At 74.5% G+C, this 26,074-nt stretch carries 25 protein-coding genes; 18 read left to right on the top strand and 7 right to left on the bottom strand.

All coding sequences use genetic code 11. The features are described 5' to 3' along the window. Positions 1-85: 85 nt before the first annotated feature. Together Voc01_RS42335 and Voc01_RS42330 are read right to left on the bottom strand one after the other, a co-directional pair. The gene (locus Voc01_RS42335) at positions 86-472 is read right to left on the bottom strand and encodes a RidA family protein (RefSeq protein WP_203933376.1); all 387 of its coding nucleotides are present in this window, start codon (positions 470-472) and stop codon (positions 86-88) included. A gap of 10 nt (positions 473-482) precedes the next feature. Then, positions 483-1,646 (bottom strand): MFS transporter, encoded by a 1,164-nt coding sequence (locus Voc01_RS42330; protein WP_203933375.1) that lies wholly within the window; start codon positions 1,644-1,646, stop codon positions 483-485. A gap of 70 nt (positions 1,647-1,716) precedes the next feature. Here Voc01_RS42330 and Voc01_RS42325 point away from each other — a divergent pair, with 70 nt between their 5' ends. Next, positions 1,717-2,625, top strand: a complete 909-nt coding sequence (locus tag Voc01_RS42325; RefSeq protein ID WP_203933374.1) for a LysR family transcriptional regulator — start codon at positions 1,717-1,719, stop codon at positions 2,623-2,625. 99 nt (positions 2,626-2,724) lie between these two features. On the opposite strand, the gene Voc01_RS42320 is transcribed toward Voc01_RS42325, so the two are convergent. From Voc01_RS42320 to Voc01_RS42310, 3 genes are read right to left on the bottom strand one after another with little or no spacing between them, the layout of a single operon-like run. Next, complete coding sequence (locus Voc01_RS42320) at positions 2,725-3,156, bottom strand: hypothetical protein (protein WP_203933373.1); 432 nt, start codon at positions 3,154-3,156, stop codon at positions 2,725-2,727. A 28-nt stretch (positions 3,157-3,184) separates the two neighbouring features. After that, positions 3,185-4,117: an aminoglycoside phosphotransferase family protein gene (locus Voc01_RS42315; protein WP_203933372.1), complete on the bottom strand. Its 933-nt coding sequence runs from the start codon at positions 4,115-4,117 to the stop codon at positions 3,185-3,187. Beyond that, entirely contained in the window at positions 4,114-5,307 is a 1,194-nt protein-coding gene (locus Voc01_RS42310; RefSeq protein ID WP_203933371.1) for an MFS transporter, read from the bottom strand. The genes Voc01_RS42315 and Voc01_RS42310 overlap by 4 nt, the downstream gene beginning before the upstream one ends. Before the next feature lie 91 nt (positions 5,308-5,398). Here Voc01_RS42310 and Voc01_RS42305 point away from each other — a divergent pair, with 91 nt between their 5' ends. The 7 genes from Voc01_RS42305 to Voc01_RS42275 all read left to right on the top strand — a co-directional run bounded on the left by Voc01_RS42305 (position 5,399) and on the right by Voc01_RS42275 (position 13,204). Continuing rightward, positions 5,399-6,340: a LysR family transcriptional regulator gene (locus Voc01_RS42305; RefSeq protein ID WP_203933370.1), complete on the top strand. Its 942-nt coding sequence runs from the start codon at positions 5,399-5,401 to the stop codon at positions 6,338-6,340. A gap of 13 nt (positions 6,341-6,353) precedes the next feature. After that, on the top strand, positions 6,354-7,004 hold the full coding sequence (locus Voc01_RS42300) for an HAD family hydrolase (RefSeq protein WP_203933369.1): 651 nt from the start codon (positions 6,354-6,356) through the stop codon (positions 7,002-7,004). Positions 7,005-7,132: 128 nt separating this feature from the next. Further along, on the top strand, positions 7,133-8,050 hold the full coding sequence (locus tag Voc01_RS42295; RefSeq protein ID WP_203933368.1) for a hypothetical protein: 918 nt from the start codon (positions 7,133-7,135) through the stop codon (positions 8,048-8,050). A 257-nt stretch (positions 8,051-8,307) separates the two neighbouring features. Then, positions 8,308-9,252, top strand: a complete 945-nt coding sequence (gene sigJ, locus Voc01_RS42290; RefSeq protein ID WP_203933367.1) for an RNA polymerase sigma factor SigJ — start codon at positions 8,308-8,310, stop codon at positions 9,250-9,252. Positions 9,253-9,335: 83 nt separating this feature from the next. Beyond that, positions 9,336-10,499, top strand: a complete 1,164-nt coding sequence (locus Voc01_RS42285) for an NAD(P)/FAD-dependent oxidoreductase (protein ID WP_203933366.1) — start codon at positions 9,336-9,338, stop codon at positions 10,497-10,499. Between the two features lie 10 nt (positions 10,500-10,509). Continuing rightward, positions 10,510-11,802 (top strand): D-alanyl-D-alanine carboxypeptidase family protein, encoded by a 1,293-nt coding sequence (locus tag Voc01_RS42280; RefSeq protein WP_239160889.1) that lies wholly within the window; start codon positions 10,510-10,512, stop codon positions 11,800-11,802. Further along, positions 11,795-13,204, top strand: coding sequence for an SMI1/KNR4 family protein (locus Voc01_RS42275; protein ID WP_203933365.1), 1,410 nt, complete (start codon positions 11,795-11,797; stop codon positions 13,202-13,204). Before Voc01_RS42280 ends, Voc01_RS42275 begins: the two co-directional genes overlap by 8 nt. Before the next feature lie 266 nt (positions 13,205-13,470). Here the strand turns inward: Voc01_RS42275 and Voc01_RS42270 are convergent, their stop codons facing one another. Beyond that, a complete protein-coding gene (locus Voc01_RS42270; protein WP_203933364.1) occupies positions 13,471-14,034 on the bottom strand; it encodes a mycothiol transferase in 564 nt (187 codons plus the stop codon). Positions 14,035-14,111: 77 nt separating this feature from the next. Further along, positions 14,112-14,843: a sigma 54 modulation/S30EA ribosomal C-terminal domain-containing protein gene (locus Voc01_RS42265; RefSeq protein ID WP_203933363.1), complete on the bottom strand. Its 732-nt coding sequence runs from the start codon at positions 14,841-14,843 to the stop codon at positions 14,112-14,114. Between the two features lie 93 nt (positions 14,844-14,936). On the opposite strand from Voc01_RS42265, the gene Voc01_RS42260 reads away from it, so the two are divergent. From Voc01_RS42260 to Voc01_RS42215, 10 genes are all read left to right on the top strand, one after another. Beyond that, positions 14,937-15,161, top strand: a complete 225-nt coding sequence (locus tag Voc01_RS42260) for a hypothetical protein (protein WP_203933362.1) — start codon at positions 14,937-14,939, stop codon at positions 15,159-15,161. Between the two features lie 141 nt (positions 15,162-15,302). After that, positions 15,303-15,632 (top strand): STAS domain-containing protein, encoded by a 330-nt coding sequence (locus Voc01_RS42255; RefSeq protein ID WP_203933361.1) that lies wholly within the window; start codon positions 15,303-15,305, stop codon positions 15,630-15,632. Beyond that, positions 15,629-16,600 (top strand): MEDS domain-containing protein, encoded by a 972-nt coding sequence (locus tag Voc01_RS42250; RefSeq protein ID WP_203933360.1) that lies wholly within the window; start codon positions 15,629-15,631, stop codon positions 16,598-16,600. The genes Voc01_RS42255 and Voc01_RS42250 overlap by 4 nt, the downstream gene beginning before the upstream one ends. A 1,532-nt stretch (positions 16,601-18,132) precedes the next feature. After that, positions 18,133-19,209 (top strand): lysylphosphatidylglycerol synthase transmembrane domain-containing protein, encoded by a 1,077-nt coding sequence (locus tag Voc01_RS42245; protein ID WP_203933359.1) that lies wholly within the window; start codon positions 18,133-18,135, stop codon positions 19,207-19,209. After that, entirely contained in the window at positions 19,206-19,820 is a 615-nt protein-coding gene (locus Voc01_RS42240; RefSeq protein WP_203933358.1) for a phosphatase PAP2 family protein, read from the top strand. The genes Voc01_RS42245 and Voc01_RS42240 overlap by 4 nt, the downstream gene beginning before the upstream one ends. Next, positions 19,817-21,457 carry a hypothetical protein gene (locus Voc01_RS42235; protein WP_203933357.1) on the top strand — a complete coding sequence of 547 codons (1,641 nt, stop codon included), beginning with the start codon at positions 19,817-19,819 and terminating at the stop codon, positions 21,455-21,457. Before Voc01_RS42240 ends, Voc01_RS42235 begins: the two co-directional genes overlap by 4 nt. Beyond that, positions 21,454-22,053 (top strand): hypothetical protein, encoded by a 600-nt coding sequence (locus tag Voc01_RS42230; RefSeq protein ID WP_203933356.1) that lies wholly within the window; start codon positions 21,454-21,456, stop codon positions 22,051-22,053. The genes Voc01_RS42235 and Voc01_RS42230 overlap by 4 nt, the downstream gene beginning before the upstream one ends. Continuing rightward, a complete protein-coding gene (locus Voc01_RS42225; protein WP_203933355.1) occupies positions 22,050-23,534 on the top strand; it encodes an alpha/beta hydrolase in 1,485 nt (494 codons plus the stop codon). Before Voc01_RS42230 ends, Voc01_RS42225 begins: the two co-directional genes overlap by 4 nt. 57 nt (positions 23,535-23,591) lie before the next feature. Next, entirely contained in the window at positions 23,592-25,337 is a 1,746-nt protein-coding gene (locus Voc01_RS42220) for a sensor histidine kinase (protein WP_203933354.1), read from the top strand. Next, positions 25,337-25,981: a response regulator transcription factor gene (locus tag Voc01_RS42215; protein WP_203933395.1), complete on the top strand. Its 645-nt coding sequence runs from the start codon at positions 25,337-25,339 to the stop codon at positions 25,979-25,981. The genes Voc01_RS42220 and Voc01_RS42215 overlap by 1 nt, the downstream gene beginning before the upstream one ends. Positions 25,982-26,074 lie beyond the last annotated feature (93 nt).

Below are 26,074 nucleotides of genomic sequence, written 5' to 3'. Positions count from 1 at the left end.
CACCCTGCCGGGCGCCGCCACGCGGCCGCATCGCCCGCGGGACTGTCATTCCCGCGGCTGGCCCGTCGGCGGCGGTTCGCCGGGCTCAGTCCGCGGCGATGACCTCGATCTCCACCATCCAGTCGCTGACGAGCGTCTGCGCGACGATCGCCGTGGTGGGCACGGGCCGGCCGCCCAGCGCCTTGACCCGCGCGTCGGCGTTGGCCTCGGCGTACGAGGCGTCGCGCAGGTAGCTCGTGAGGCGCACGACGTTGTCGACGGTCATGCCGGCCGAGGCGAGGATCACCCGGATGTTCGACCAGATCAGCTCGAGCTGCTCGGTGAGCGTCGCGCCGGGGGTGCCGGTGGCGTCGAGCCCCATCGTGCCGGCCACGAACAGGAGACGCCCGGCGCCGCGTACCTCCATCGCGTGCACGTAGTCGTCGGTGGCCGGGTAGACGCCGTCGGTCGGGTTGTGCGCAACGAGCTCCATGAGATCAACCCTAACGGCGGCGCAACCAGGTCAACGGGACCGCGGCGGCCGCGCACCCGCTCGCGAGCGCGAACGTCGCGGTGGTTCCCCACGCGTCGATGGCCTGTCCGGCCACCGCCGAGCCGACCGCGATGCCCACCCCGGCGGCGGTGCTCATCCAGGTGAGTCCCTCGGTGAGGCGGTGCGCGGGTACGAGGTCGTGCACGGTGGCGAAGCCGTCGATGACGATCGGGGCGAGCGTGAGTCCACAGAGGACGGCCGCCGCGAACAACGCGGCGATGCCGGGTGCGGCCACGAAACCGAGGCTGGCCGCCGCGAACAGGCTGACCGTCCACATGAGACGGTGCGCGGGCGGCCGGCGCCATCGGCGCGCGCCGTACCACAGGCCGCACAGCGTGCTGCTCGACGCCATCGAGGCGAGGATCCAGCCGCTCACGCCGGTCACCCCGCGGTGGCCCGCGAACGCGACGACCGTCACCTCGATCGTGACCGTCGCGGCCGACACCATCGCGACCAGGGCGACCACCGCGGCGAGCCCTCCGCCGGGCGGGGCGACCGACGCGACCGACGCGACCGGCGCGGGTGCCGCCGGCCCGGCGGTGACCGCGAGCGTGCCCAGCCCGCCGACCGCGAGCACGAGCGCCGCGACGAGCCCCGCCGCCGGGTCGACCGACGTCGCCAGCACCGTGACCGCGACCGGCCCGACCACCAGGATCGCCTCGTCCATCACCGACTCGAACGACAGCGCGGGATGCAGCAACGGCGTACCGCGGTACAGCGCGCTCCACCGGGCCCGGGCCAGCGGCCCGACCGCCGGCATGCTGGCGCCCGTGGCGGCCGCGAGCGCGACCACGGCCCAGCCCTGCGCCGGCCACCAGGCGGCGGCGAGCATCGCCGCGCGGGCGGCGACGTGCGCCGACACCGTGGCCGCCAGGACGCGGCGCGGGCCGAGCCGGTCGACGAGCCGGCTGGTGAGCGGGCTGACCGCGGCGTACGCCAGCGCGTACGCGGCCGACACCGCGCCCGCCAGCCCGTAGGACCCGGTGGTGGCGGAGACGAACAGCACCACGCCGAGCAGCGTCATGAAGTGCGCCGTGCGCGCGACCACGCCGGCGCCCGCGACCACGACGGTGCCGGGTGCGGCGAACACCTGGCGGTAGGGGCGGTAGGGCACGCCCCAGCCTCCGGCGCGCGGATGCGCCGGCACAAGCGGCGAAGTGCGTTGCCGAGCATAAGCTGAGCCGATGCTCGACCTGACCCGGCTGCGGCTGCTCGACGAGTTCGCCCGCCGCGGCACCATCGCCGAGACCGCCGTGGCGCTGGGCTACAGCGCGTCGGCCGTCTCGCAGCAGCTGGCGACGCTGGAACGCGAGGCCGGTGCCGCGCTGCTCGACCGCACGGCGCGCAGCGCCCGGCTCACCGACGCCGGACGGCGCCTGGCCGCGCACGCGGCCCGCATCCTCGCCGCGGTGGAGGAGGCCGAGGCGGACGTCTCGGCCCGGGCGGCCACCCCGGCCGGCCGCGTCGTCGTCACCGCGTTCCCGGCGGCGGCGGTGGCGTTCGCGCCGGCGCTGACCGGTCACCTCGCCGGCTATCCGGACCTGTCGCTGGTCGTGCGGCAGGGGTCGGCCGAGGGCGACCTGAACGAGCTGCGCTCCGGCGAGGTCGACATCGTCCTCGGCATCGACTGGCGCGCCAGCCCACCCGACGACGGCGTCACGCGCGTGCGGCTGTACCGCGACGCGCTGGTGCTGGCCGTGCCGCCGGGGCACCGACTCGCCGACCCGGCCGAACCGCTGTCGGACCTCCGGTCGGAGACCTGGATCAGCGTGCCGGAACCCGACCCGACCGGCCACGTGCTCGACCGGCTGCTCGGCGCCGGGGGCAGGTCGGCCGTCCGGTGGGAGTTCGAGGGCCTCGCGATGATCGTGGCACTGGTCGCCCACGGCGCGGGTGTCGCCCTGGTCCCGCACGTCGCGCTGATGGCCGACCGGCACCGGGTCGCGGTGCGCGAGCTTCCCCCACCCCCACCCGCGTTCGACGTGTACGCGGTCGTCCGCTCGGCGGGACTCCGCAACCCGGCCGTGGCCGCCACGGTGGCCGCCCTGCGCCGCGCGGCGTCAGCCGTACGGGCGCCACGGACGAGGGTTTGAGAGAGCTTCGGGATCAGGGTTCCGTCGGCCGCCCAGCCTCATGATCGACTTCACTGGTCTCGAATGTCCACGGCCGCTCGACATCGGGCCGAACCGCTGTCAGTCGGTGGTGCGGTCCTCGCCGCGGCGGCGGAGCATTCCGAAGCCGGGCAGGCCGACGATCGCCTGCTGGACCTCACGGGTGACGCCGAGCAGCTCGTGCACGTCGGGGCCGATCTGGCTCACCAGCGCCTGCGCCGCCGTCGACGTGCGGGCGACCTCGCCGACCAGCTTGCCGGCCTCGGCGGAGGTCTGCGCGGCGTCCTGGGCCACGGTGGCGGCGGACGCGGTGACGGTGCGCACGTCGTCGACGGTCTTCTCGGCCGCGTCGACCACGGCGGCGATCCTCACCAGCAGGACCTCGCCCTCGTCGAGCAGCCTCAGCAGGCGGCCGGGGGCCGACGCGAGCGCCGCCGCGGTGGCCACGGCCCGGCCCGCCGTGGACACGGCGCGGTCGACGAGGGTCTCGGGGGCGGGGAGTCGGATCGCCATCAGACCATTCTGCCCGCGGATCGGGCGCTCAACCCTGTGCGGGCCCCGCGAGACCGGGTGCGGGCCCCGCCAGTGCGGCGGCGATCGCCCGGTCGGGTCCGCTGCTCCACAGGTCTCCGCCCTCGGCCAGCCAGACCTCGTTCTGCAGGATCCGCGCCAGCGTCCAGCCGACCGCCCGCTGCCGGTCGAGGTGGAGGATCTCGGTCATCAGGTCGAAGCGCCGGCGGACGGCCCGCGGCACGTCCCCGGTGGCGACGACGTCGTCCCAGCGGTTGTGGAGGGCGGCCAGCAGGTCGAACCCGGGGTCGCCGACCAGGGGCTTCGGGTCGATCGCCAGCCAGCGGTCGGGGTCGTCGAGCGCGGCGAGGACGTTGTCGTAGTGCAGGTCCCAGTGGAGCAGGCGGTCGCCGGGTTCGTCGACGAGGTCGGCGACGGCCGCGGCGCACCTGCGGATCAGGGTCGGGTCGCCGACCCGGGCGACGGCGGCCGGCACGCGGGCGAGCAGGTCCGCGGCCACGTCACCCAGCCGTCGGAGTCCGGCCGGCGGGGGGACCGCGTGCAGGTCGGCCATCAGCCCGGTGAGGATCCGCAACGCCCGCAGGTCGTCGGGCAGCACGCCGAGGGAACGGCCGGCGTCGAGGCGCTGCAGCAGCATCGTCCCGGTGCCGGGATCGTGCTCCAGCAGGCGCACCGCGCCGCGGCCGGCCCAGGCACGCAACGCGGCCGGCTCGCCCCCGGTCTCGTCGTCGGCCGGCTGCAGCTTCAGCACGGCGGGCGTGCCGTCGGCCCGGCGCACCGGCAGCACCAGCGCGACGGCACCGTGGCCCGGCGGGCCGTCGGGCGTCAGGTCCCACCGCCGCAGGGACGCGTCGGCCAGCGCCGGCAGCGCCGCGATCCAGGCCCGGCCGGCGGCGCCGAAGAACTGCTCGTGCGAGTCGGCCAGCGTCCGGGGAATCCTCATCCGGCGAAGGTACGCCCGCGCAGCAGCAGCGGGCTCGTGAGGATCAGCCCGCCGGCGACCGCGATCGCCACCCGCGGACCGGTCGCGGCGGCGAGCAGACCGCCGAGCGCGGTGAGCACCGCGATCGCGACACCGCTGCCGACCGACCACGCGGTGAGGGTGCGGGCGACGAGGTCGGCGGGCGTGTGCTCGAGGCGGTAGGTGGCCACGACCGGGTTGTGCAGGCTCATCGAGACGACGGTCGCGAGTTCGACGGCGATGACGGTGAGCAGACCCGGGGTACCCGGTGTGACGAACGCGAGGCCGATGAGCCACACCGCGCGCAGCGCGCCGACGGTCCGCAGGACCTCCGGTCGGCCGTACCGCGCCACGACGCGGCGGGCCAGCCGCGAGCCGACGAGCCCGCCGAGGCAGGGGACCGCGAAGGCCAGCCCGTACTGCCACGGCGCGAAGCCGAGGTGACCGAGCATCAGCACGGCCAGCAGCGGCTCGATGGCCATGATGAGCCCGGCGACGAGCAGGTGGTTCAGGTACAGCGGCCGCAGGCCGGCGTGGGCGAGCAGGTGCCGCCACCCGTCGAGCAGGTCGCCGGCCCGGACGCGGGTCGCACCCTGGGAACCGGCGTGCGGAGACCCGTCACCTATGGTCCTGATGCCGACCGCGGACAGCAGGTAGCTGACGGCATCGACCACGACGGCGGTCATCGGCCCGAACGCGCCGACGGCCGCGCCGCCGAGCGGTGGCCCGACCGCGATGGCGCTCCAGGTGGTCGACTCGAAGCGCGCGTTGGCGTGCAGCAGGTCGCCGGGGCGCACGAGCGTGCGGAGGAGCGCGCCGCTGGCGGCCTGGAACGCGATGCGCGCGGCCGCGACCGACGCCGACACCACCAGTAGTTGTGCGAAGCCGAGCCGGCCGAGGGCGTAGGCGACGGGGATCGAGCCGAGGGCCACGAACCGGGCGAGGTCCGTCGCGATGAGCACGGTCCGTTTGCGGTGGGCCTCCACCAGGGGACCGAGGGGCAGCGCGACCATCGCGCCGACCAGCGGGCCGATCGCCGACAACGCGGAGACCTCGGCGGGACCGGCGTGCAGCACCAGCACGGCGACCATCGGCAGCGCGCCGAACCCCAGGGCAGACCCGTACGCGCTGACCGCGTACGCCGCCCACAACCGGCGGAACTCCTCGTTCACCGCGCAGATGCAACCAGTGCCGTGCCCCGGGGAGCAAACAACGGGATGGCCGGCGTGCCACAACCGTTGGTTGTGCTACTAGGGTGCGTGCGTGGACCTCGACGCCGTGCGCACGTTCGTCACCGCCGCCGACTCCGGGCAGCTGCAGGAGGCGGCGGTCGCGCTGTCGGTGACGCAGCAGGCGGTGTCCAAGCGCATCGCCGCGCTGGAGCGGCACCTCGAGGTGCGGCTGTTCACGCGCACGCCCCGCGGGGTGCGGCTCACCGTCGACGGGCAGGCGTTCCTGCCGCACGCCCGGGAGCTGCTGCGGGTGGCCGAGCGCGCCGACGCGTCGGTGCGGCCCGGGCGGCGGGCGCTGCGTGTCGACGTGGTCAGCCGGCGGGTCGCGTCGGCGGTGCTGCTGCACGACTTCCACCGCGCGCACCCCGAGGTCGACCTCGACGTGGTCACGCTCACCGGCGACGTCGGGTCGGCGATCGAGGCCGTCGAGGCGGGGACCGTCGACGCGACGTTCCACGCCGTGCCCGCCGGCCGGCTGCCGGCACAGATCCGCACCGCCCGCGTCATCGACGAGCTGCACCAGCTCCTCGTGGGCCCGCGGCATCAGCTGGCGAACGCACCGGTCGTCTCGCCCGCCCGCCTTGTGGGGCACCGGATCTGGATGCCGGGCATGGAGGCCGGCACCGAGTGGGCCGACTACTACGCCGAGCTGTCGGCGGCGCTGGGGCTCACGATCGACGTCGTCGGTCCCGTCTTCGGCAACGAGGCCCTGATGGACGAGATCGCCGACTCCGCCGAGCTGGCGACCCTCGTCGGCGAGGGCTCCCGCTACCTGTGGCCGGACAGCTACGACCTGCGCCGCATCCCGGTGCGCGACCCGGCACCGGTCTACCCGATGTCGCTGGTCTGGCGAGCGGACAACCGTCACCCGGCCCTGCGCGGGCTCCGCGACCACCTGGAGGCCCGGCGACCCGACCTGTCGGGCATCGACGTGTGGCGCGTCCACTGGGACCGGCGGCGCGAGCGCCGGTAGGGATACTGGGCCGGTGACGGTGCTGCACGTCTTCGACATGGATGGCACGCTGCTGCGGGGAACGTCGGCGCCGCTGCGGATCGCGTCGGTGCACGGCGGGGAGGCGGATTTGCTCGCGTTGGAGGCGCGGTTCGTCGCCGGCGAGGTCGACGGGCGCGCGTTCGCGGCGGCGGTCCACGCGATGTGGACCGGTCTGACGCCGGCGACCGTCGCCGCCGCGTTCGACGGCAGCCCGTGGATGACCGGCGTCGCCGACGTGTGCGCCGACATCCGGCGGCGGGGCGAGCGGTCGGCGGTCGTGACGATGTCGCCCGACTTCTTCGCCGTGCGGCTGACCGCGTGGGGCTTCGACACCGTGGTGGCGTCCCGGTTCCCGGCACCCCCGTTCACCGCGCCGGTCGACCCGGAGGCGATCCTGACCCCGCACGACAAGGTCCGCATCGTCGAGGATCTACGCACCCGGTACGGCATCGACCGCACCCACTGCGTCGCCTACGGAGACTCGATGTCCGACGCGCCGTTGTTCCGCCACCTGGCCGCCACGGTGGCCATCAACGCCGACGCGCACGTGTCGGACCTGGCGGCGGCCTCGTACACGGGCGACGACCTCACCGAGGCGTACGCGTTGGGGCGGGCGCTGCTCGCGTCGTCCGAGGCGCCGTAGCGCCGTCCGGCGTGCCCGCGTTCGCACCGGGATGGGGACTGTCGGCCAGCTGACAGTCGGGCGTGAAACCGGCTCCCGGGGTCAGGCGTGTTTGTCACATCGATGAACCCCGACACGATGGGAGTGACATGGGTCTGTTCAGCGGGGGAGGGTGGCGGCTGCTCGCCGTCGGTGCGATGACCGTGGCGGTGGTGGGCTCCGGCGCCACCGCGGCGGCCGCGGCCGGTCCGGCGCGGCTGGTGGTCGACACGGCGCCGTTGGTGCTCGGCCACGACGGGGTGCGGTACACCGGCGACCTGCGGGTCACGGTGCGCAACGTCGGTGGCACGGCGGCCGACCACGTCAGCGTGCGGCTCGGGCTGCCGGCCGGGCTCAAGTTCGAGACCAGCAACGGCGCGGGCGTCTGCCTGTTCGGCGCCGACGACATCGGCTGCACGTTCTTCGCGCCGGTGGAGGCGGGAGCCCGCGTCACGTACACCCTGACGTTCGGGGCGTTCGCCGCTCCCGCGGTGCGCGCCCGCGTGACGGCGGAGGCGGCGATCACGGTCACGCCCGGCGACCCGGGAAGCCCCGGCGCCGCGTCGGACCGGTACGCCGGCATCCTGCGGGGGACGACCGGGTCGATCCGCAACCCGCGTCCGTACGCGCCGAGCACCGAGGCGCGTACCCGGGTGACGGCCGGACCGGCGGTCGTCCAGCAGGCGGCCGACGGGTACGAGGTGCGGATTCCGGTGACCGTGCGGGCCGGCGCCGACATCCCGAACGACTACGCCGCGGTGTGGACGACCACCCCGCCCGGCGGCGGGTTCGTCCACACCGAGCCGTCGGCGGTCTGCGCCGGCAGCTGCATGGTGCCCGGGCAGCCGACCTGGTTCGCGGCCGGTGAGACGCGCACGTTCACGTTGATCTTCTCGTACACGCCGCCGGCGCTGCCGGTGGCCGAGACGGTCACCGTGCGGGTCGAGATGCGGTGGGGCGCGAACGGCCAGCCTGAGGCCGCCCCGGCGCAGAACACCGCGACGGTCCCGCTGGTGATCGCCGCGTAGCCCCGCCCGTCCCCGTCCCCGTCCCCCGCCCCGCGCCCCGCGCCAGGATGCGCCGATCTTGCAGTTGTGGCCCCCGATAAAGCCGGACATAGCCTGACATAGGTGCGGCCAGACCTGCAAGATCGGCGCGGCATGGAACGCACCGGGGCACCGCGGGGCGCGGGGCGCGGGGCCGGGGCGCCGCGGGGCGCGGGGCCGGCCCGCCGGGGGCGCCGCGGGGGCGGGCGGGCGCGGGGTGGCGGCCTAGCATCGGGGGCATGGGGCTGAGCGCGGGGGACGTCGATCGGTTCGAGGCGGCCCGCCCGCGGCTGGAGGCCATCGCCTACCGGCTCCTCGGCTCCGCCGGTGAGGCCGAGGACGCCGTCCAGGAGACGTTCCTCCGCTGGCAGGCCGCCGACGCCGGCCGTATCGAGGTGCTCGAGGCGTGGCTGACCAGGGTCCTGACGAACCTGTGCCTGAACCAGCTGACCTCGGCCCGCGCCCGCCGCGAGACCTACGTCGGCCGGTGGCTGCCCGAACCGCTGCTCGCCGGCGACCCCATGCTCGGGCCGGCCGAGACCGCCGAGCAGCGGGAGTCGGTCTCGTACGCGGTGCTCACGCTCATGGAGCGCCTCACCCCCGCCGAGCGGGCCGTGTACGTGCTGCGCGAGGCGTTCGACTACCCGCACCGCGAGATCGCCGGGATCCTCGACATCTCCGAGGCGGCCAGCCAGCAGCACCTCCACCGGGCCAAGGAGCACGTCGGCCGCGCGGGGCGCAGGGACGTCGACGCCGGGCAGGCCCGGCGGCTGGTCGAGGAGTTCCTGGCGGCCGCCACCAGCGGCGACACCGGGCCGCTCGTGCGCCTGCTCGCCGCCGACGCGGTGTCGGTCGGCGACGGCGGCGGCAAGGTCCCCGCCCGGGTCAAGGCGTTCGAGGGCGCGGTCGCGGTCGCGAAGTTCCTCTGGGGGATGTTGCGGCCGAGTCCGGCCAAGCGGGCCCTGCTGGGCGGCGACGCCGAGATCTTCGCCTGGACCGCCAACGGCGAACCGGCCGCCGTCGTGGTCGTCGGCGGCCGCGTCTTCGGGATCATGTGCCTCGAGGTGGCCGACGAGGGTGTCGTCGCCGTGCGCAACCAGGTCAACCCCGACAAGCTCGAGCGCGCGACAGCGGTCTGGAAGGCCACCGACCACGGCGGACCGGTGGTCACCGCGGCCTGGTGACCGGCCTCACACCGCACCACTGTCAGGGAACGGCGGGCCGCCCGGTTCAAGGGGCGACAACCGACCAGGACAGGAGCACGGACATGCAGCACCGCATCGTCGTCCTCGGCGCCGGGTACGCCGGAGCCATCGCCGCCGGTCGCCTCGCCCGCCGGCTGCACCGCGACGAGGTCGCCATCACGCTGGTCAACGCCGAGCCCGACTTCGTCGAACGCGTCCGCATGCACCAGGTGGCGACCGGACAGTCCCTGAAGCCGCGGCCCCTGCGGAAGCTGGGCGTCGACCTGAAGGTCGCGACGGTCGCGGCCGTCGACGTCGACCGCCGGGTCGTGACGACCACAGCCGGCGACGAGCTGACCTACGACACGCTCGTCTACGCCCTCGGCAGCCGCTCCGCGGACGACAGGCCCGAGCACGCCTACGAGCTCGCCAGCCGCCCCGGCGCGCTGCGGCTCCGCGACAGGTTGGCCGGGCTCGACCGGAACGGGACGGTGGTCGTCGTCGGTGGGGGACTCACCGGCATCGAGGCCGCGACCGAGATCGCCGAGGCCCGCCCGGACCTCCGGGTCGGCCTCGTCGCCCGTGACAGCCTCGGCGACTGGCTCTCGCCGAAGGGCCGCGCCCACGTGCGGAGGGTGTGCGACGGGCTCGGGATCACCGTGCACGAGCACACGGCGGTCACCGCCGTGGAGGCCGACCGCGTGGTCACCGCCGACGGGACGGTCATACCGGCCGCGGTCACCGTGTGGACCACCGGGTTCGCGGTGCACCCGGTCGCGGCGGCGACCGCGTTGGAGGTCACCGACACCGGCCGGATCGTGGTCGACGGCACGATGCGCTCGGTGTCCCACCCGGAGGTGTATGCCGTCGGGGACGCGGCCTTCGCGATGGGACCGGGTGAGCGCCCGCTGCGCATGTCGTGCGCGTCGGGTACCCCGATGGCGTGGCAGGCCGCCGACGCGATCGCGGCCCGGCTCACCGGCGGGACGCTGCCGCACGCGCCCCTGCGGTACTTCAACCAGTGCGTCTCGCTGGGACGCCGCGACGGGCTGATCCAGTACGTCACCGCCGACGACCGGGCGAAGCCCGCGGTGCTGACCGGGCGCGTGGCCGCCGTCTACAAGGAGCTGGTCTGCAAGGGCGCGGCCTGGGGCGTCGAGCACCCGATGCTCGGGCTGCCCACCCGGCGCCGCCGGCTCACCCCGGACCACGCCGATCAGTACACATCGGGGCGTTCGTCCCGATAGCCTCGCCGCTGTGGGCAGATGGGCCTGGGCGGCGCTGGCGGTGGTGACGGTCGTGGTACCGGCACCGCTGCCCGCCGCCGGGCCTGTCGCGACGAGCGCCGCCGAGCCCGCGGCGGCGGTGGTCCCGTGCCCGTACCGGTCGCTGGCGGCGCTGCCGCCCACCCCGCCCTCGACGATCCGTGACCCGGGCGGCCCGGTCATCGGCGGCGACCGGCTGGGCGACGCGGGCCTCGCGCTCCCACCCGGCACACCGGCCCCACCGGAGGTCGCGGCCACCACGTGGGTGGTCGCCGACCTCGACAGCGGCGACGTGGTCGCCGCTTGCGGCGCGCACGTGCGGCGCCGCCCGGCGAGCGTCCAGAAGCTCCTGCTGGCGGCGACCGCGCTCCCGCTGCTCCCGGCCGACCAGGTGGTCGAGGCGACCGCGGAGGACGTCGCGCTGCCGTCGGACAGCTCGGCGGTGGGCCTGCTGGTCGGCGGCCGGTACCCGGTGTCGACGCTGTGGTACGGCCTGCTCCTGCAGTCGGGCAACGACACCGCGAACGCGCTGGCCCGGGTCGCCGGTGGGGCGGGTGGCATCGCGGCCACCGTCGCCGCGATGAACGCCGAGGCGTACCGGCTCGGCGCCGAGGACACCCACGCCTCGAACCCGCACGGGCTCGACGAGCCCGACCAGTACACCAGCGCCTACGACCTGGCCCTGATCGCCCGCGTCGACTTCAACCGGGCCGACTTCGTCCGGTACGACACGCTGGCCTCGATGCAGTGGCCGGCGCAGCCGCCCCGCGACCCGAAGGGCTTCCAGATCCAGAACGAGAACATGCTGCTGCGCAACTACCCGGGCGCGCTGGGTGGCAAGACCGGGTTCACCGACGAGGCCCGGCACACCTACGTCGGCGCGGCGCAGCGCAACGGGCGCCGCCTGGTGGTCACGCTGATGGGCGCGGAGATCGCACCGTTCGGACGCACGTGGAAGCAGGCCTCGATGCTGCTCGACTGGGCCTTCGCCGTGCCACCGGCGGCGCGCGTCGGCCACCTGGTGACCCCCGAGGAGATGGCGGAACGCCGCACCCCGCCGAGCCCGACCGCCGCACCGGCACCGGAGGGCACCGGGGCCGCGGGAGCCGCCGGCGCCGCGCCGGCCGGGTACGGCTCGCCGTGGGGCATCCTCGGCGCACTGCTCGCGCTCGCCGCGTCGGTGCTGGTGCTCGCCGTGGTGCGGGTGGTGCGGCTCGTGCGCGGCCGCCGGTCGCTGTCGGAGAGCTCCCTGTCGGGACGGGGAGAGGGCCGGCTCGTTGCGTAGGATCGCCGCGGAGCTGCTGACCGTCCACCGGGGCCTGGACCTCGACGCCGACCTGGTGCCGGTGGTGGCCGGCCCGGCCCGCCGTCACCGCCTGCGGCACGGCACCGTCGACGAGCTCGACGGGCGGCTGCACCACCGGCGCATCCTGCCGATGGGCGTCCCGCTGACGATGGACCTGCTCGCCGTCGCACCGTCCGGCGACCTGATCGCGGTCACCGACGACAGCGCCGTGCACGTACTGGGCGCCGAGGGCCGGTCCGCGACCGTCGGGGTCGCCGGGGCCGACGCGGCCCATTTCGTCGCGGGCGGCCTCCTGCTGCTCACCGCGCCGTCGCGCGGCGGCCACGCGGTGACGCTGGCCGACACGGCGACCGGGCGCGTGCTCGACCGGTCGCCGCTCGGCGTCGACCGGCCCGTCGTGACCCTGACGCCGCACCCCCACGACGGATCGGTGGTGCTCGACGCGGGGCTGGGCGACGACGGCTCGGCGCTGTTCGTCGTGCGGGTCGCCGTCGGGACGCTCGCGGTCGAGCGGATCGGGACCGACGTGTACGCGGGCGGGTTCCCGCCGGCCGGCGACCGGCTGCTGCTCCTGCCGCACGCCAGGACCCGCGACGTGTCGGTGGTGTCGTGGCCCGACCGGCACCCGGTGGCGTGCCTCGCCCCGGACCGGGTCGGCGCCCGGTTCGACGAGTGCGGATGCTTCCTCGACGGTGGGCGCGTGCTGCTGCGGACGTTCGGGTCCGGCCTCCTGCTGTGCTCCGCCGACCTGGAGCCGACCGCGTGGCTGGACCTCGACCTGACCCCGGTCGTCGGCGCCGGCGACGCGGAGCTGTCGCGGGTGGTGGGCCTGTCGCCCGACACCTTCGCCGCCGACGTGTGGGACGGCGGGGAACCGGTGCCCACCGTCTGGTGGATCCACGACCGCGCCGCGCGGCCGGCCCTGACCGGCACCGACGAGCTGTCGGTGCGCCTGGCGCGGGTGGCCGGGAAGCTCGACCGCGCCCGGGAACTGGACGGTCCGGTCATGTTCGGGGCCGACTCGCACCACTTCTGGCTCGGGCCACCGCTGCCGGAGGACGCGGTGGCCGACTTCGAGCGCGCTCACGCGGTCCCGCTGCCGGCCGACTACCGCGCCTTCCTCACGCGCCTCGGCCACGGCGGACCCGGCGGTTCGCCGGGCGCCGGCCCGTACTACGGCCTCGAGCCGCTCGACGGACCGGCACCCTCCGGAACGCTGACGCTGAGCCACCAGGGCTGCGGCCACTACGCGCGGCTCGCGACGAGCGGCCCCGACCGCGGACGCGTCACCGAGGACGGCACCCGCACCGACGACGCCGACTTCCTGGCCTGGTACGAGCGCTGGCTCGACGCCACCCTGGCCGGGGAGAAGACCTTCTAACCAGTGTGCTGGGTCGTTGATTCGTATGCGGTCGTGGTGTGTCACTGTGCGTTCGGACGCTCGGTCTCTGCTGGGGTCGGAGTATCTGTTGATCGTTGTTTGAGGAACGGAACTGCAGTGGGACTTCACGTTCGTTCCTCGAATAACGATCAAGGCGGCCGGCGCGGACCTGGTGGGCGGATGTGCGATGACGGACAGTGGCGGGCCTGACTAAAATGTCGGCTTTGTCGAATCCATGACTGCGCGCGAACCTGCGACTCGGGACACTAGGAGACCGGACGCCAGCCCGATGGCGGGTCCTCGCCGACGCGGCCGTCGACTGCCTCGCGCAGCAGGTCGGCGTGCCCGGTGTGCCGGCCGTACTCCTCGATCATGTCGAACACGAGCCGGCGCACGCTCGGCTGCTGGCCGTCGGGCCAGGTCAGGTGGGCCGGCTGGTCGAGCCCGCCGTGGGCGAGCGCCGCGGCGAGCCGCTCCCGCGACCGCCCGACCGCGTCGTCGTACAGCGCGTACAGGTCCTTCGGTTCCAGGCCGGCGGTGTCGAACGTCGAGTCCCAGTCGGCGTGGGCGTCGAGGCCCATGGACGTCCACGGCTCGCCGAGCGGCGTGCCGCCCAGGCGGCTGCCGAAGTAGTCGTCCTCGCAGACGGCCAGGTGCTTGAGCAGCCCACCGATGGTCAACGTCGACGCGCCGACCCGCGTGGTCAACCCGGTGGCGTCGAGGTCGTCGGCCTTCCACCGGAACGTGGCGCGGAGCCTCGCAAGTGTCCCGAGGAGGTGCTCGACCTCGGAACCGGCGATCGGCGGCTCCCAGGGGGTCTCATCACTCATGGAATCACCGTAGGCGGGGTTCCCGACATCCCCTGTCGGGAACCGGGGAAAGATCGTCCGGCCGCAGCGGCCGCGGGTCAGCGCGGAGTGACCAGGCCGAGGTGGCCGTCGTAGCGGCGGTACAGCAGGTGGCCCCGGCCCGTCGGGCGGTCGGTGTAGAACAGGAACGGCAGCCACCCCTCGGTCAGCCGCTCCGTGGCCTGGTCCCCGGTCAACGTGGGCACCCGGTGCGGGTTGACGGTCAACGCGGTGGCGGTCGGACGCGGCGGGCGCATCGTGTGCTGGCGGGCCAGCCGCACGCCGGAAGGGCCGGCGCGGTAGACCACGGCGTCCTCGTCGGACTCGCGGTCGTGGAACAGGTGGGCGTCGTAGTCCATGGCGTGCATCGTCGTCGCGGCCTGGCAGGGGAGGGCGGTCCGCAGGTGGACGTCCTTGTGGCGGACCACGGAGGCGGCGCCCGGCACACCCAGCGAGCGGCGGTCCGGGTCGGGCCACGGCCACGGCTCCCACCGGCCCACCAGGCGGCGCAGCTGCGCGTCCAACCGGGCTCCCGCCGCGGCGACCGCACGCGACGGTGTCGGCCCGGCCACCTGCACGCGGGCCGCCGTGCCGCGGACCTCGACATTCACCTGCACCAGCAGCGGCCCACCGCAATGGGACCCGCCGAGCCGCACCCGGGCACCGTCGACGGGCACGCCGTGGTGGGTGAGCACGGCCGACACCATGGCCGACGCCATCGGTGGGATCTGGGATCCCAGGGTGCCCCGCACCTCGATCTCGACCGCGTTCTCCCGCACCGCCGCCCGCATCGGCCACCGTCCTCCCTCGTCGTGGAAGCCCTACGGTCACCGGTGCGGGACGTGCGGGGGCAGGGCCGAAGGTCCCGAATCGAGGGTGCGCGGGTGCGTCGGTCACGCTGGACGGCGTTCCAGGGGTTCATCGACACCCTGCGGGCCCGGTGCGGCAGCCACGCGGTGATCGTGGTCAGCGCGACGTACGTCTACGGCACGACCGCCCTCGCCGACGCCGCTCAGCGCGTGGTGGCCGAGCGCAACGCGCGCGGCGACGACCGGGTCATCGCCGACCGCCTGCTGGAGTTCGTCGCCACCCTGCCGCTGCGGTGGTGAATCGACGCACGTGCTCACCCGGTGGTGGTCGTCCGTCCGGTCGATCGGGGTGTGCGGCCCGGCGCCGGCGGTACCCTGACGGTCAGTCGCGGCCCGGTGGCCGTCCGACGTTTCCTGGAGTCGACGCTGGAAGGGCTGGACGTGAGGGAGCCGTCTCGCGCCGACCGGTGCTCGGTCCACCGCGACGGATCGGTGCTCCACCTGGTCGGTGACATCGACATCGGTAACTGGTCGATGCTCCGCGAGCGGGTGGCCGCCGAGATCGGGGCGGGGGTCCGGACGCTCGATCTCACCGCCGTGCGGTACTTCGGCGCCGCCGGCGTGCGCGTGGTGCTCGACGCGCGGCCGTCCGGCGGGACCCTCACCGTGCGGTGCGCGCCGGCGGTGTACCGGGTGATGCGGATCAGCGACCTGCTCGACGAGGAGGGGCTCGTGGTCACAGACGCAGCCGTGGAACGGGGCGGGGAATGACGGAGTTCCGGCACGCCGCGCTGATCGTCGACTCCGACGAGAGCCTGCGGTCGCGGCTGGTGCCGGCCCTGCACGAGAGCCTCGACCGCGAGACGCCGGTGCTGATGGTGGTCGGCCCCGGCACCGAGCGGCTGGTGCGCGACGACCTCGGCGGGCTCAGCGAGCGGCTGGAGTGGGGTGACACCGGGTCGTTCTACCAGCGGCTCGGCTTCGCGTTCGAGGGGTTCCGGCGCTACCTGGCCGCGCAGCACGCCGTCGGCCGGACGGTGCAGGTCGTGGCCGAGCCCGACCTCGCCGCCGGCGTGAGCCCGGAGATCCCGTTCGACCGGGCCGCGGCGTACACGTCCTACGAGGCGATGTGCAACGACGCCTACTCGGGCTACGGCTGCCCGATCATCTGCATCTGGGACGAGCGCCGGCATCCGGAGGGCATCATCGACAGCATCCGCACGGTGCACGACCACGAGGTCACCGACGCCGGCCACGTGGCCAACCGGGCGCACGTCCGGCCACCGGAGTACCTGGCCGACCGCGTCGAGGTCCCGATGGCCCGGCCACCGGCGTTGGCCGACCTCGACCTGACGGTGGCCGCGCCCGACGACCTCGGCGTCATGTCGCGGGCGGTGGCGTCGTGGGCGGGCAGCCGCGGCTTCTCCGACGCCGCCACGGGCGACGTGGTCGTCGCGCTCGTCGAGGTCGCCGCCAACGGGCTGGTGCACGGCCTTCCGCCGGTGCGGGTCCGGGGCTGGTGGCAGGGCGAGACGCTCGTCGCGCAGGTCGACGACGCCGGGGGTTGCCCGCTTCCGGCGCTGGCCGGCTACGTGCCGCCGGGGCCCGAGCCCGCCGCCGCGCGCGGGTTGTGGCTCGCGCGGCAGCTCGCCGACGTCGTCTCCGCGTCGACGGCGTTCGGCACGACGTCGGTGCGGCTCCACTTCCCGTTCGAGGTGACCCACCGCGTCCTGTCGTAATGCCGTGAGGGGACGCACGTGAGCGCGATCGCGACGACCGCGTACTTGTACGACTCCCACCCGCCGGCGGAGTTCACCAGCGCGGCGACGACGAACGGCAGCGCGAGCGGGAACAGCGTGGTGCGCCGCAGCCGCACGACGGCGACGACGACGAGCGCGGCCAGCGCGGCGACACCGGGGAGCCCGAAGCTGCCCGCGACGTAGACGGGCAGGTTGTTGGGCAGCACGCCGCCGAGCGTGTCGCGCCAGTAGCTCTCCGAGCCCGGCCCGATGCCGGTCCACCACCAGCCGTGCGCGGTCATCGCGTCGAGGATGGCCTGCGTGCTGGCCCAGCGGTCGTTGCGGCCCTGCGTCTGCCCGGACTGCACGTTCGCGATCCCCGACGCGAGCCGCGCGACGATCTGGTCCTTCAGGCCGGTCGACACGGTGTCGGTGACCCGCACCGACGCGATCTCCAGCCACCCCCACCAGCCGGCGGCGGTGACCGCGGTGACCACCGCGACCCGCCGCCCCCGCCACCGGTAGGCCAGCAGCAGGTACGCGGGCACGGCCAGCCCGACGCAGGCGACGGTGGTCGGGCTCTTGGTCATGAGCGCGGCGACCGCGCCGGCGGCCACCAGCCACCAGCGCCGCCGGTCGAGGCCGAGCAGGATCGCCGCGCCGAGGAACGGACCCCAGCCCGACGGCTCCGACAGCGTGCCCTGCAGCCGCGGGGTGCCGTACTGGGTGTGCACCAGCCACCGCAGGCCGACCGTGACGTGCGCCAGGTACGCGAGGACGGCGACCGCCAGCGCGACGGTCAGCATCCGCAGGAACGTGTCGACGAGCACGTCGTCGTCGTGGAACAGGTGCGCGTACAGCACCGCCCAGATCACGTACAGGGCCGCCGAGACGCCGAGCGCCAGCGACGGCTGCGCGAACGGTGACCCGCCGAGCCACGGCCACACCAGCAGGTACAGCACCGGCAGCAGGACCGCCACGGCCGGCGTGACCACCGTGCCCGCGGGCAGCGTGCCGGCACGGGCCCGCTCGACGAGCACCGGCAGCGCCAGCAGCAGCGTGCCGAGCAGGGCCAGTTCGCCCGTGTGCAGGTAGGCGTTCCCGCCGGACGGCAGCCGCACGTACCCGACCATCGACGGCACCACGAACAGCCACGCGGCGATGCGGGCCGGTCCGGCCGGCTGCTGGTCGGCGAACATCCCGCCAGGTTAGTGCCGTTACGGGCTTTTTGTCCGAGAATCTCTCCGGAAGAGCCGCGCGAGGACCCGCCGCAGGCGACGACGCCGCGACGGCGCCGGGACGGCGGGCGGTGGCCCGTCCGGCGACCCGGCCGGCGGCCGGCCGTCGTCCGGGTCGTCCTGGATGACGCGGCTCTTCATGACACCACCCTCCCGCCGGGTGTGGCGGGGCACCAGCCGGAAGGCCGGTGTCGCCGGGTTCGGGTTTCTCCCGGCACCCACCAGAAACCCGTACCCCGGGCCGGCCGGTGGGCCGGCTTACCGGATCCGCGTCCGTCGGCGACCGTCGATGCCATGGGACGTACGGACACCGCCACGACGCCACGGGTGCGCCGCGTCGCGCAGGTCGCGGTGTCGGCCGCGCTCGTCGGGGTCATCGTGTGGTTCGTCCTCCGTCAGTTCGCCGACCTGTCCGAGGTGACGGCGGTGATCCGCGACCTCACGCCGGCGGAGACCGCGGTGCTGGTGGTGGCGGCGGTCTGGAACCTGCTGACCTACTGGTTCGTCGTGGTGGTGGCGACGCCGGGGCTGCGGCTGCCACAGGCGGCGGTGCTGACCCAGTCGACGACCGCCGTGTCGAACGCGGTGCCGGCCGGCGGCGCGGTCGCGGTCGGGCTGACGTACACGATGCTGTCGTCGTGGGGCTTCTCCCGCTCGCGCGGCACGCTGTTCGTCGTCGTCACCGGCATCTGGAACAACCTCGTCAAGCTCGGCATGCCGGTGTTCGCGCTGGCGATCGTCGCGTTGCGCGGCGAGCGGGATGCCGGCCGCACGACGGCCGCGGTCGTCGGCCTGGGCGCGCTGGTCGCGGCCGTCGCGCTGTTCGCGTTGGTGCTGCGCAGCGGGACCTTCGCGGCGCGGGCCGGGGTGACCGCCGGACGCTGGGCGTCGGCGCTGCTGCGGCTGGCGCGGCGCGGTCCGGTGCACGGGTGGGACCTCGCGGTCGTCAAGTGGCGCAGCCGGGTGGTCGGGCTGGTGCGGCACCGCTGGCTGGCGCTGACGACCTCGACGCTGGTCAGCCACCTCTCCCTGTACCTGGTGCTGCTCGTGGCGCTGCGCGTCACCGGGGTGCCGGACTCCGCGGTCGGCTGGGCCGAGGTCCTCGCGGTGTTCGCGTTCGCCCGCCTGGTGACCGCGATCCCGATCACGCCGGGCGGGGTCGGCGTCGTCGAGTTGGCGTTGATCGCCGGGCTGACCGGGGCCGGCGGTGACGACGCCCGGGTGGTCGCCGCGGTGCTGCTGCACCGGCTGCTGACGTTCGTGCTGCCGATCTGCGTCGGTGCCCTCACCTACCTGTACTGGCGGCGCAACCGGTCGTGGCGCGACTCGGCGCCGCCGCTGTCGGACTCGGGAACGGTGGTGCGGCCATGATCCGTCCCGTCTCCGCGCTGTGGTTCGCGGCGGTCGGTCTGACGCTCGTCGCGGTGACGACGCCGGTGGCCGCCACCGGCCGGGTCGGCCCGGCCGAGCGGTGGGTGTTCGCGCGCGTCAACGGACTGCCCGACCGGCTCGAGCGTCCCATGTGGACGTTCCAGCTCGCCGGCCTGCTCCTGCTGCCGCTGGCCGTGGCGGCGGTGGCCCTGCTGTGGCGGCGGTGGCGGCTCGCGGTGGCGCTGGTCGCCCTGGTTCCGCTGAAGCTGCTGGCGGAGAAGGGCGTCCTGAAGCAGATCGTCGACCGCCAGCGACCCGGACGCACCGAGCCCGACCCGATCCTGCGCGACGTGCCGTCGGCCGGTACGAGCTTCCCGTCCGGGCACGCCGTGATCGCGTTCGGGATCGCCGCGCTGCTGACCCCGTACCTCGGCCGTCGGGGCCGGGTCGCGGTGTGGACGCTGGCCGCGCTCAACAGCGTCGCCCGGGTGTACCTCGGCGCGCACAACCCGCTCGACGTCGTCTGCGGCGCGGGCGTCGGCCTGCTCCTCGGCGGGCTGCTGACGTGGCTCGTGGGGCGTCCCGTGCCGAGCGTGGAGGTCCGGTCATGAGCACACCGGTACGCAAGAGCACCCGTCGTCGGCCGTCGGGCGAGGCGCCGCCGTTGCCGCACCAGCTCAACGCGTCGGGCTGGGGCTGGCTCGCGGTCGCCGCGGTCATCATCGTCTACTGGCTCGTGGTGGCGGTCCATCCGCGGGCGGCGCTGTGGCTCGTGGTGGTCGACCACCGGATCCTGGAGGGGGTCACCGAGCTGCGCACGCCGTGGCTGACGCCCGTGATGAAGGTCGCCGGTGAGCCCGCGACCTCGCACATGCTGCTGGCGGCGTGGTGGGTGGCGCTGGTCGTCCTGCTGCTGTGGCGGCGGTGGCGGCACCTGTTCGTCTGGATCGGCGCGATGCTCACGGTCTCGGCGGTCACCGACGTCGCGGCGGGCCTGATCCAGCGCCCGCGCCCGGTCGGGGTGGAGATCCTCGGCGACTGGGAGGGCTTCGCGATGCCGTCGCGCCCGATGGCGGTGCTGGCGGCGGTGGGCGTCAACGTGCTGTACGCGTTGGTTCCCGCGGGCCGCCCGCGCGAGCTGGGCAAGCTCGTCGTCGGCGCGGTCCTGGGCGTGGTCGCGGTGTCGCGGCTGTACCTGGCGCAGGACGCGCCCACCGACATCCTCAACGGGATCGTGTTCGGCGTCGCGTTCCCGCTCGCCGCGTTCCGGTTGTTCACGCCGACCGCGGTGTACCCGGTCACCTACCGGCGCGGCCGCACCGCGCACCTCGACCTCACCGGCCGCCGGCTGGAGGCGATCGAACGGGCGCTGCACGACCAGGTCGGCGTCGTCGCGGAGGACGTCAAGCCGTTCGGGCTGTCGGGCTCCGGCGGCTCGACGCCGATGCGGGTCACCGTCAAGGGCGACCCGGAGACGTACCTGTTCGCGAAGCTCTACGCGCTCAACCACATGCGTTCCGACCGGTGGTACAAGCTCGGCCGCACCCTCCTCTATGGACGGTTGGAGGACGAGAAGGCGTTCAACACCGTGCGGCGGCTCGTGCAGTACGAGGACTACATGCTGCGGGTCATGCGCGACGCCGGGCTGCCCGTGCCGCGCACGTACGGGATCGTCGAGATCACCCCGGAGCGCGAGTACCTGCTCGTCACCGAGCTGTTCGACGGCGCCACCGAGATCGGCGAGGCCGAGGTCGACGACGACATCATCGACCAGGGGCTCGACATCGTGCGGCGGCTGTGGGAGGCCGGTCTCGCGCACCGCGACATCAAGCCGGCCAACCTCATGGTGCGCGCCGGTCGGCTGCACCTCATCGACACCGCGTTCGGCCAGGTGCGGCCGAGCCCGTGGCGGCAGGCGGTCGACCTCGGGAACATGATGCTGGTCCTCGCGCTGCGCACCGACGCCACCCGCGTCTACGAGCGGGCCCTCGCGAAGTTCACCGTGGGGGAGATCACCGAGGCGTTCGCCGCCACGCGCGGTCTCACGATGCCCTCCCAGTTGCGCGCGATGATGCGCGCCCAGCACAAGGATCTGCACGCCGAGTTCTGTGCGCTGCTGCCGAGCCGGCCCGAGCCGGTCCACATCCAGCGGTGGAGCGTCCAGCGGGTCGCGTTGACCGTGTGGGTGCTGCTCGCCGGGCTCGTCACCGCCACCGTCGTCATCGAGCTACTGGACAGTCCATTGTGAACGGTCGCCTCGCTCTCGTCACCGTGCTGCTGCTGGCCACCGGCGGCTGCGGCGGTGTCCACCTCGGACCCGACGGCGCCGACCCGGCGACCCGTCCGCTGCGGTGCCAGCAGCCACCCGACCAACCCAGCGGGATGCACGTCCTGCTCGCCCAGTCGGTGCCGACCGCGTCGGCGGTGCCGTGCCTGACCCACGACGTGCCCGACTGGCTCGTCACCCTCTTCGAGGCGGTCGACGGGCGGGCCCGGATCGACCTCACCGACCGGTACGGCCGCGACGGGTCCGTCGTCGTCGAGGTCGTGCCCGACTGCGACGTCGGCGCCGCCCGCGAGACGGAGACCGGGTCCGCCGGCGTGCGCCGCTACGACGGTGACGGCCGTGTCCTGTTCGTCTACGACGGCGGCTGCACCGAGGTGCGCAACGGCCTGACGGGCGCGCGGGCCGACCCGCGTGCCGCGGAGATCCCCGACGCGATCGGGTTCGTCACGCGCGAGGACCTCGACCGGCAGATCCGGGCGGCCAGCGACGGCCACCTGCACCTGGACGCCGGCCGGGCCCACGACCGTCACCCGTCTTTTCGAGGAGGAGAGCGTTGAGACGTCACGCGTTACCGGCCACCCTGGCCGCGCTGCTGCTGGTCACCCTGATGCCGCAACCGACGCCGGCGGCCGCCGCGGCCGGCGGACCGCGCCCCACCTGGGGGCAGTGCCCACCCTCGCGGCAGGGCGTCCCGCTCGACCCGCGCATGCGCTGCACCACCGTACGGGTGCCGCTGGACTACCGCGCACCGCGCGGACCCGGCATCGACATCGTCGTCTCCTCGATCCGCACCGCGAAGCCGGGCCTGCGCCGCGGCGTCCTCGTGATGAACCCGGGCGGGCCCGGCGACCTCAGCCTCGAGATGCCGTCGATGTTCGGACCGTTGCTGCCGGCCGACGTCCTCGACCGCTACGACCTCATCGGCTTCGACCCGCGCGGCGTCGGCTCCAGCGCGCCGATCAGCTGCCACGTCCCCACCGACATCCCGCCGGACGTGTTCGACTACCCGGATCCGGACGGCTCCATCGACCGCACGATCGCGGCCGTCCGCGAGGCCGCCGCCGGCTGCGTCTCCCACGTCGGCGACGCGCTCCCGCACATCACCACGGCCAACACGGCGCGCGACATCGACCGCATCCGCGCGGTGCTGGGGGAGGAGCGGATCTCCTACCTCGGGTACTCGTACGGCAGCTGGCTCGGCACGATCTACCGGGCGCTGTTCCCGGGCCGCGCCGACCGCTTCGTGCTCGACAGCGCCATCGACCCGGCCCGCCAGGGATACGAGCAGAAGCGGCTGCTCGGTCCGGCGGTGGAGCTGCGGCTGCCCGACTTCACCGGCTGGGTCGCCGCGCGCGACGCCACGTACGGGCTCGGCGCCACGCCGGCGGCGGTCCGCGCCACCTACGACTCCCTCACCCGGCGGCTGGACGCGACACCGGTCACGCTGCCGGACGGCACGGTGGTCAACGGCAACACGCTGCGGGGCTACACGCACTTCCAGCTCTACCGCGACAGCAACTTCCCCACGCTCGCGGGCACGTGGCAGTTCCTGGCGGCCACGGGCGCGGCACAGCGGACCGCGGCGTGGCCGGACATCCCCGCCGACAACCAGGGCTCGGTCATCGCCGTGATCGGCTGCAACGACGTCGCGTGGCCGCGCGACCTCGACGTCTACCGGCGCAACGTGGCCGTCGACCGCCGCCTGTTCCCCGCGACCGCGGGCCAGCCGTCGAACGTCAACGCCTGCGCGTTCTGGCCGCACCGGCCGGCGGAGACGGTGCGGGTGACGCCGGGCGGACGGCGCAACGTCCTCATCGTGCAGAACCTGCGTGACCCGGCCACCCCGTGGGTCGGTGCGCTGGGCCTGCTGCGCGCGCTCGGGTCGGCCGCCGGAATGGTCAGCATCGACCAGGGCGGCCACGGCGCCTACCTGCTCACCAACTCCCGGTGCGGCAACGACACGGTCACCGCGTTCCTGGCGCACGGGGTGCTGCCGGCGACGCCGCGGCTGTGCCCCGGCCAGCCGCTCCCGGCCTGACGGGGCGGTGCGATGTCCCCTCCCGGCGGTACCGTGAGCGTGACGCTGGGAGGGGTCATGACCGACTCCGACGCCGGGCGCCTACCTTTGACCCGGTCGGTGGCCGTGTCCGTCGCGGCCTGCGCCGTCGCGGCCGTCTGCGGTTCGATCGCGCTCGCGTTCACCAGCGACCACATCGACGACCCCTGGCGGCCGGCGCTGCTGTTCGCCTGGATGATCTCCATCTACGTCCTCTGTGGACTCGTCGCGTGGTGGCGGCGTCCCGGCAGCGGGCTGGGCCTGCTGATGGTCGCGGCCGGGTTCGGGATGGCGCTGACCACCCTGGGCCGCGCCAACGACCCGGTCGTCCACTCCGTCGGGCAGGCGTTCGACCTGCTGCCGCTGGTGCTGTTCCTGCACGTGTTCCTGGCGTTCCCGAGCGGACGGCTCACCGGCGGCCCCGACCGCGCGCTCGTGGTCACCGGGTACGCGGTGACGGTCGTCGGCCAGGTCACCGTGATGTCGCTCGGCGCGTTCGGGACCGGGAACGCGTTCGCGGTCGTCGACCGCCCGGACCTCGGCAACGCGGTGCACGCGGTGATCCTGGTGACCGTCAGCGGGCTGGCCCTGTGCGGGCTCGTGCTCATCGTCCGGCGCCGGCTGGCCGCCGGCCGGGCGCGGCGGCGCACCGCCACCCTGATCCTCGACGCGTTCGCGGTCGGCCTGCTGATGATCGCGGTGCTGCTGCTGTGGGGGCTGTTCCCCAGCCGGGGCTTCCAGGTCGTCCAGCTGCTGAGCCTGCTCGTGCTCGGGCTGGCGCCGGTGGCGTTCCTGGTGGGGCTGCTCGACACGCACCTCGGCCGGGCCGGCGCGGCCAACCTGTTCGTGCGGCTGCGCAACGACCCCGCCGACCTGCGCGCCGAGCTGGCCCGCACGCTGCGCGACCCGTCGCTGTCGCTGGTCTACTGGCTTCCGCAGTACGCGTCGTGGGCCGACGAGAACGGCCACCCGGTCACGCTGCCCGGCGACGGCGGCGACCGCACCGCGACCGTCATCGAGCGCGCCGGGGAGCCGGTCGCGGCGCTGGTGCACGACCGGTCGCTGGCCGACGAGCGTGACCTGCTCGACGCGGTCTGCGCGGCCGCGGCGATCGCGCTCGACAACGGCCGGCTGCGGGCCGACCTGCACGCACGGCTGGAGGAGCTGCGCGGCTCGCGCGCCCGGGTGCTGGAGGCCGGTCAGCGCGAACGGCAACGCCTCGAGCGCGACCTGCACGACGGCGCCCAGCAACGGCTGATCGCGTTGTCGCTCGACCTCGGCGTGCTGGAGCGGCGGCTCGGCACCGACCCGGCGGCCCGCGACGCGCTCGCGCAGGCGAAACGGGAGATCGCCCTGTCGCTCGACGAGCTGCGCGACGTCGCCCGCGGCCTGCACCCCGCCGTGCTCACCGGGCACGGCCTCGGGGTGGCGCTGGAGTCGCTCGTCGCGCGGGCCGCGGTTCCGGTGCGGCTCACCGTCTCCGTCGAGGGGCGCCTCGCCGAGCCGGTGGAGGTCGCCGCGTACTACGTGGTCTGCGAGGGGCTGGCGAACATCGGCAAGCACGCACACGCGTCCCGGTGCTCCGTCGACGTGGAACGGATCGACGGCGCCCTGGTGGTCGAGGTCGTCGACGACGGTGTCGGCGGCGCCGACACCGAGCGCGGCAGCGGCCTCCGGGGCCTCGCCGACCGGGTGGAGGCCCTCGGCGGCGAGCTGCGGGTGTGGACGCCGCGCGGGCGCGGGACACGCGTCCGCGCCGAGATCCCGTGTGGGGAGAGCGAATGATGCGGGTGGCCATCGCCGAGGACAGCGTGCTGCTGCGCGAAGGGCTGGCCCGGCTGCTGACCGACGGCGGGTTCCGGGTGGTGGCCCGGTGCGACAACGCCGACGACCTGCACCGGGAGCTGGCCGTCGAGCTGCCCGACGTGGCGATCCTCGACATCCGCCTGCCGCCCACCCACCGCGACGAGGGCCTGCGCGCCGCCATCGAGATCCGCCAACGCCATCCGTCGGTGGCGGTGCTGGTGCTGTCGCAGTACCTCGAGCTGGGGCTGGCGATGAAGCTGCTGGCCGACTCCGCCGACGGCGTCGGCTACCTGCTCAAGGACCGCATCAGCGACGTCGAGGAGTTCCTCACCGCGGTCCGCCGGGTGGCCGGCGGCGGCTCGGCCATCGACCCGCAGATCGTGTCGACGCTGCTGTCGAAGCGCCGCCTCGACGACCCGCTCGGCCGGCTCACCCCGCGCGAGCGGCAGGTGCTCGAGCTGATGGCCAGCGGCCACTCGAACCAGGGCATCGCCGACCGGCTCGTCATCACGGTGCGGGCGGTGGAGAAGTACGTGTCGACGATCTTCGACAAGCTCGGCATCCCGACCACGGGCGGCCAGTCGCGGCGGGTTCTGGCCGTCCTGCTCTACCTGCGCTCCTAGTGTCCCGAGCCGTTGATTCGTATGCGGTGGTGGTGTGTCACTGTGCGTTCGAATGCTCTGTCCTCGCGGGGGTTGAGGTGTGTGTTGATCGTC

Origin of the sequence: Virgisporangium ochraceum (assembly GCF_016863655.1) — a bacterium.
Classification (GTDB): domain Bacteria; phylum Actinomycetota; class Actinomycetes; order Mycobacteriales; family Micromonosporaceae; genus Virgisporangium; species Virgisporangium ochraceum.
Note: the sequence above shows the minus strand (reverse complement) of the source record. Positions and strands in the feature narration are given on the sequence as shown.

What these genes read in the sequence shown, in the direction of transcription:
- Voc01_RS42295 (WP_203933368.1), top strand. Translation starts at nt 7,133, where the DNA reads ATGGGTCTGTTCAGCGGGGGAGGGTGGCGGCTGCTCGCCGTCGGTGCG.
- Voc01_RS42325 (WP_203933374.1), top strand. Translation starts at nt 1,717, where the DNA reads ATGCTCGACCTGACCCGGCTGCGGCTGCTCGACGAGTTCGCCCGCCGC.
- sigJ (WP_203933367.1), top strand. Translation starts at nt 8,308, where the DNA reads ATGGGGCTGAGCGCGGGGGACGTCGATCGGTTCGAGGCGGCCCGCCCG.
- Voc01_RS42220 (WP_203933354.1), top strand. Translation starts at nt 23,592, where the DNA reads ATGACCGACTCCGACGCCGGGCGCCTACCTTTGACCCGGTCGGTGGCC.
- Voc01_RS42240 (WP_203933358.1), top strand. Translation starts at nt 19,206, where the DNA reads ATGATCCGTCCCGTCTCCGCGCTGTGGTTCGCGGCGGTCGGTCTGACG.
- Voc01_RS42335 (WP_203933376.1), bottom strand. Translation starts at nt 472, where the DNA reads ATGGAGCTCGTTGCGCACAACCCGACCGACGGCGTCTACCCGGCCACC.
- Voc01_RS42215 (WP_203933395.1), top strand. Translation starts at nt 25,337, where the DNA reads ATGCGGGTGGCCATCGCCGAGGACAGCGTGCTGCTGCGCGAAGGGCTG.
- Voc01_RS42245 (WP_203933359.1), top strand. Translation starts at nt 18,133, where the DNA reads ATGGGACGTACGGACACCGCCACGACGCCACGGGTGCGCCGCGTCGCG.
- Voc01_RS42270 (WP_203933364.1), bottom strand. Translation starts at nt 14,034, where the DNA reads ATGAGTGATGAGACCCCCTGGGAGCCGCCGATCGCCGGTTCCGAGGTC.
- Voc01_RS42285 (WP_203933366.1), top strand. Translation starts at nt 9,336, where the DNA reads ATGCAGCACCGCATCGTCGTCCTCGGCGCCGGGTACGCCGGAGCCATC.
- Voc01_RS42315 (WP_203933372.1), bottom strand. Translation starts at nt 4,117, where the DNA reads ATGAGGATTCCCCGGACGCTGGCCGACTCGCACGAGCAGTTCTTCGGC.
- Voc01_RS42265 (WP_203933363.1), bottom strand. Translation starts at nt 14,843, where the DNA reads ATGCGGGCGGCGGTGCGGGAGAACGCGGTCGAGATCGAGGTGCGGGGC.
- Voc01_RS42235 (WP_203933357.1), top strand. Translation starts at nt 19,817, where the DNA reads ATGAGCACACCGGTACGCAAGAGCACCCGTCGTCGGCCGTCGGGCGAG.
- Voc01_RS42320 (WP_203933373.1), bottom strand. Translation starts at nt 3,156, where the DNA reads ATGGCGATCCGACTCCCCGCCCCCGAGACCCTCGTCGACCGCGCCGTG.
- Voc01_RS42250 (WP_203933360.1), top strand. Translation starts at nt 15,629, where the DNA reads ATGACGGAGTTCCGGCACGCCGCGCTGATCGTCGACTCCGACGAGAGC.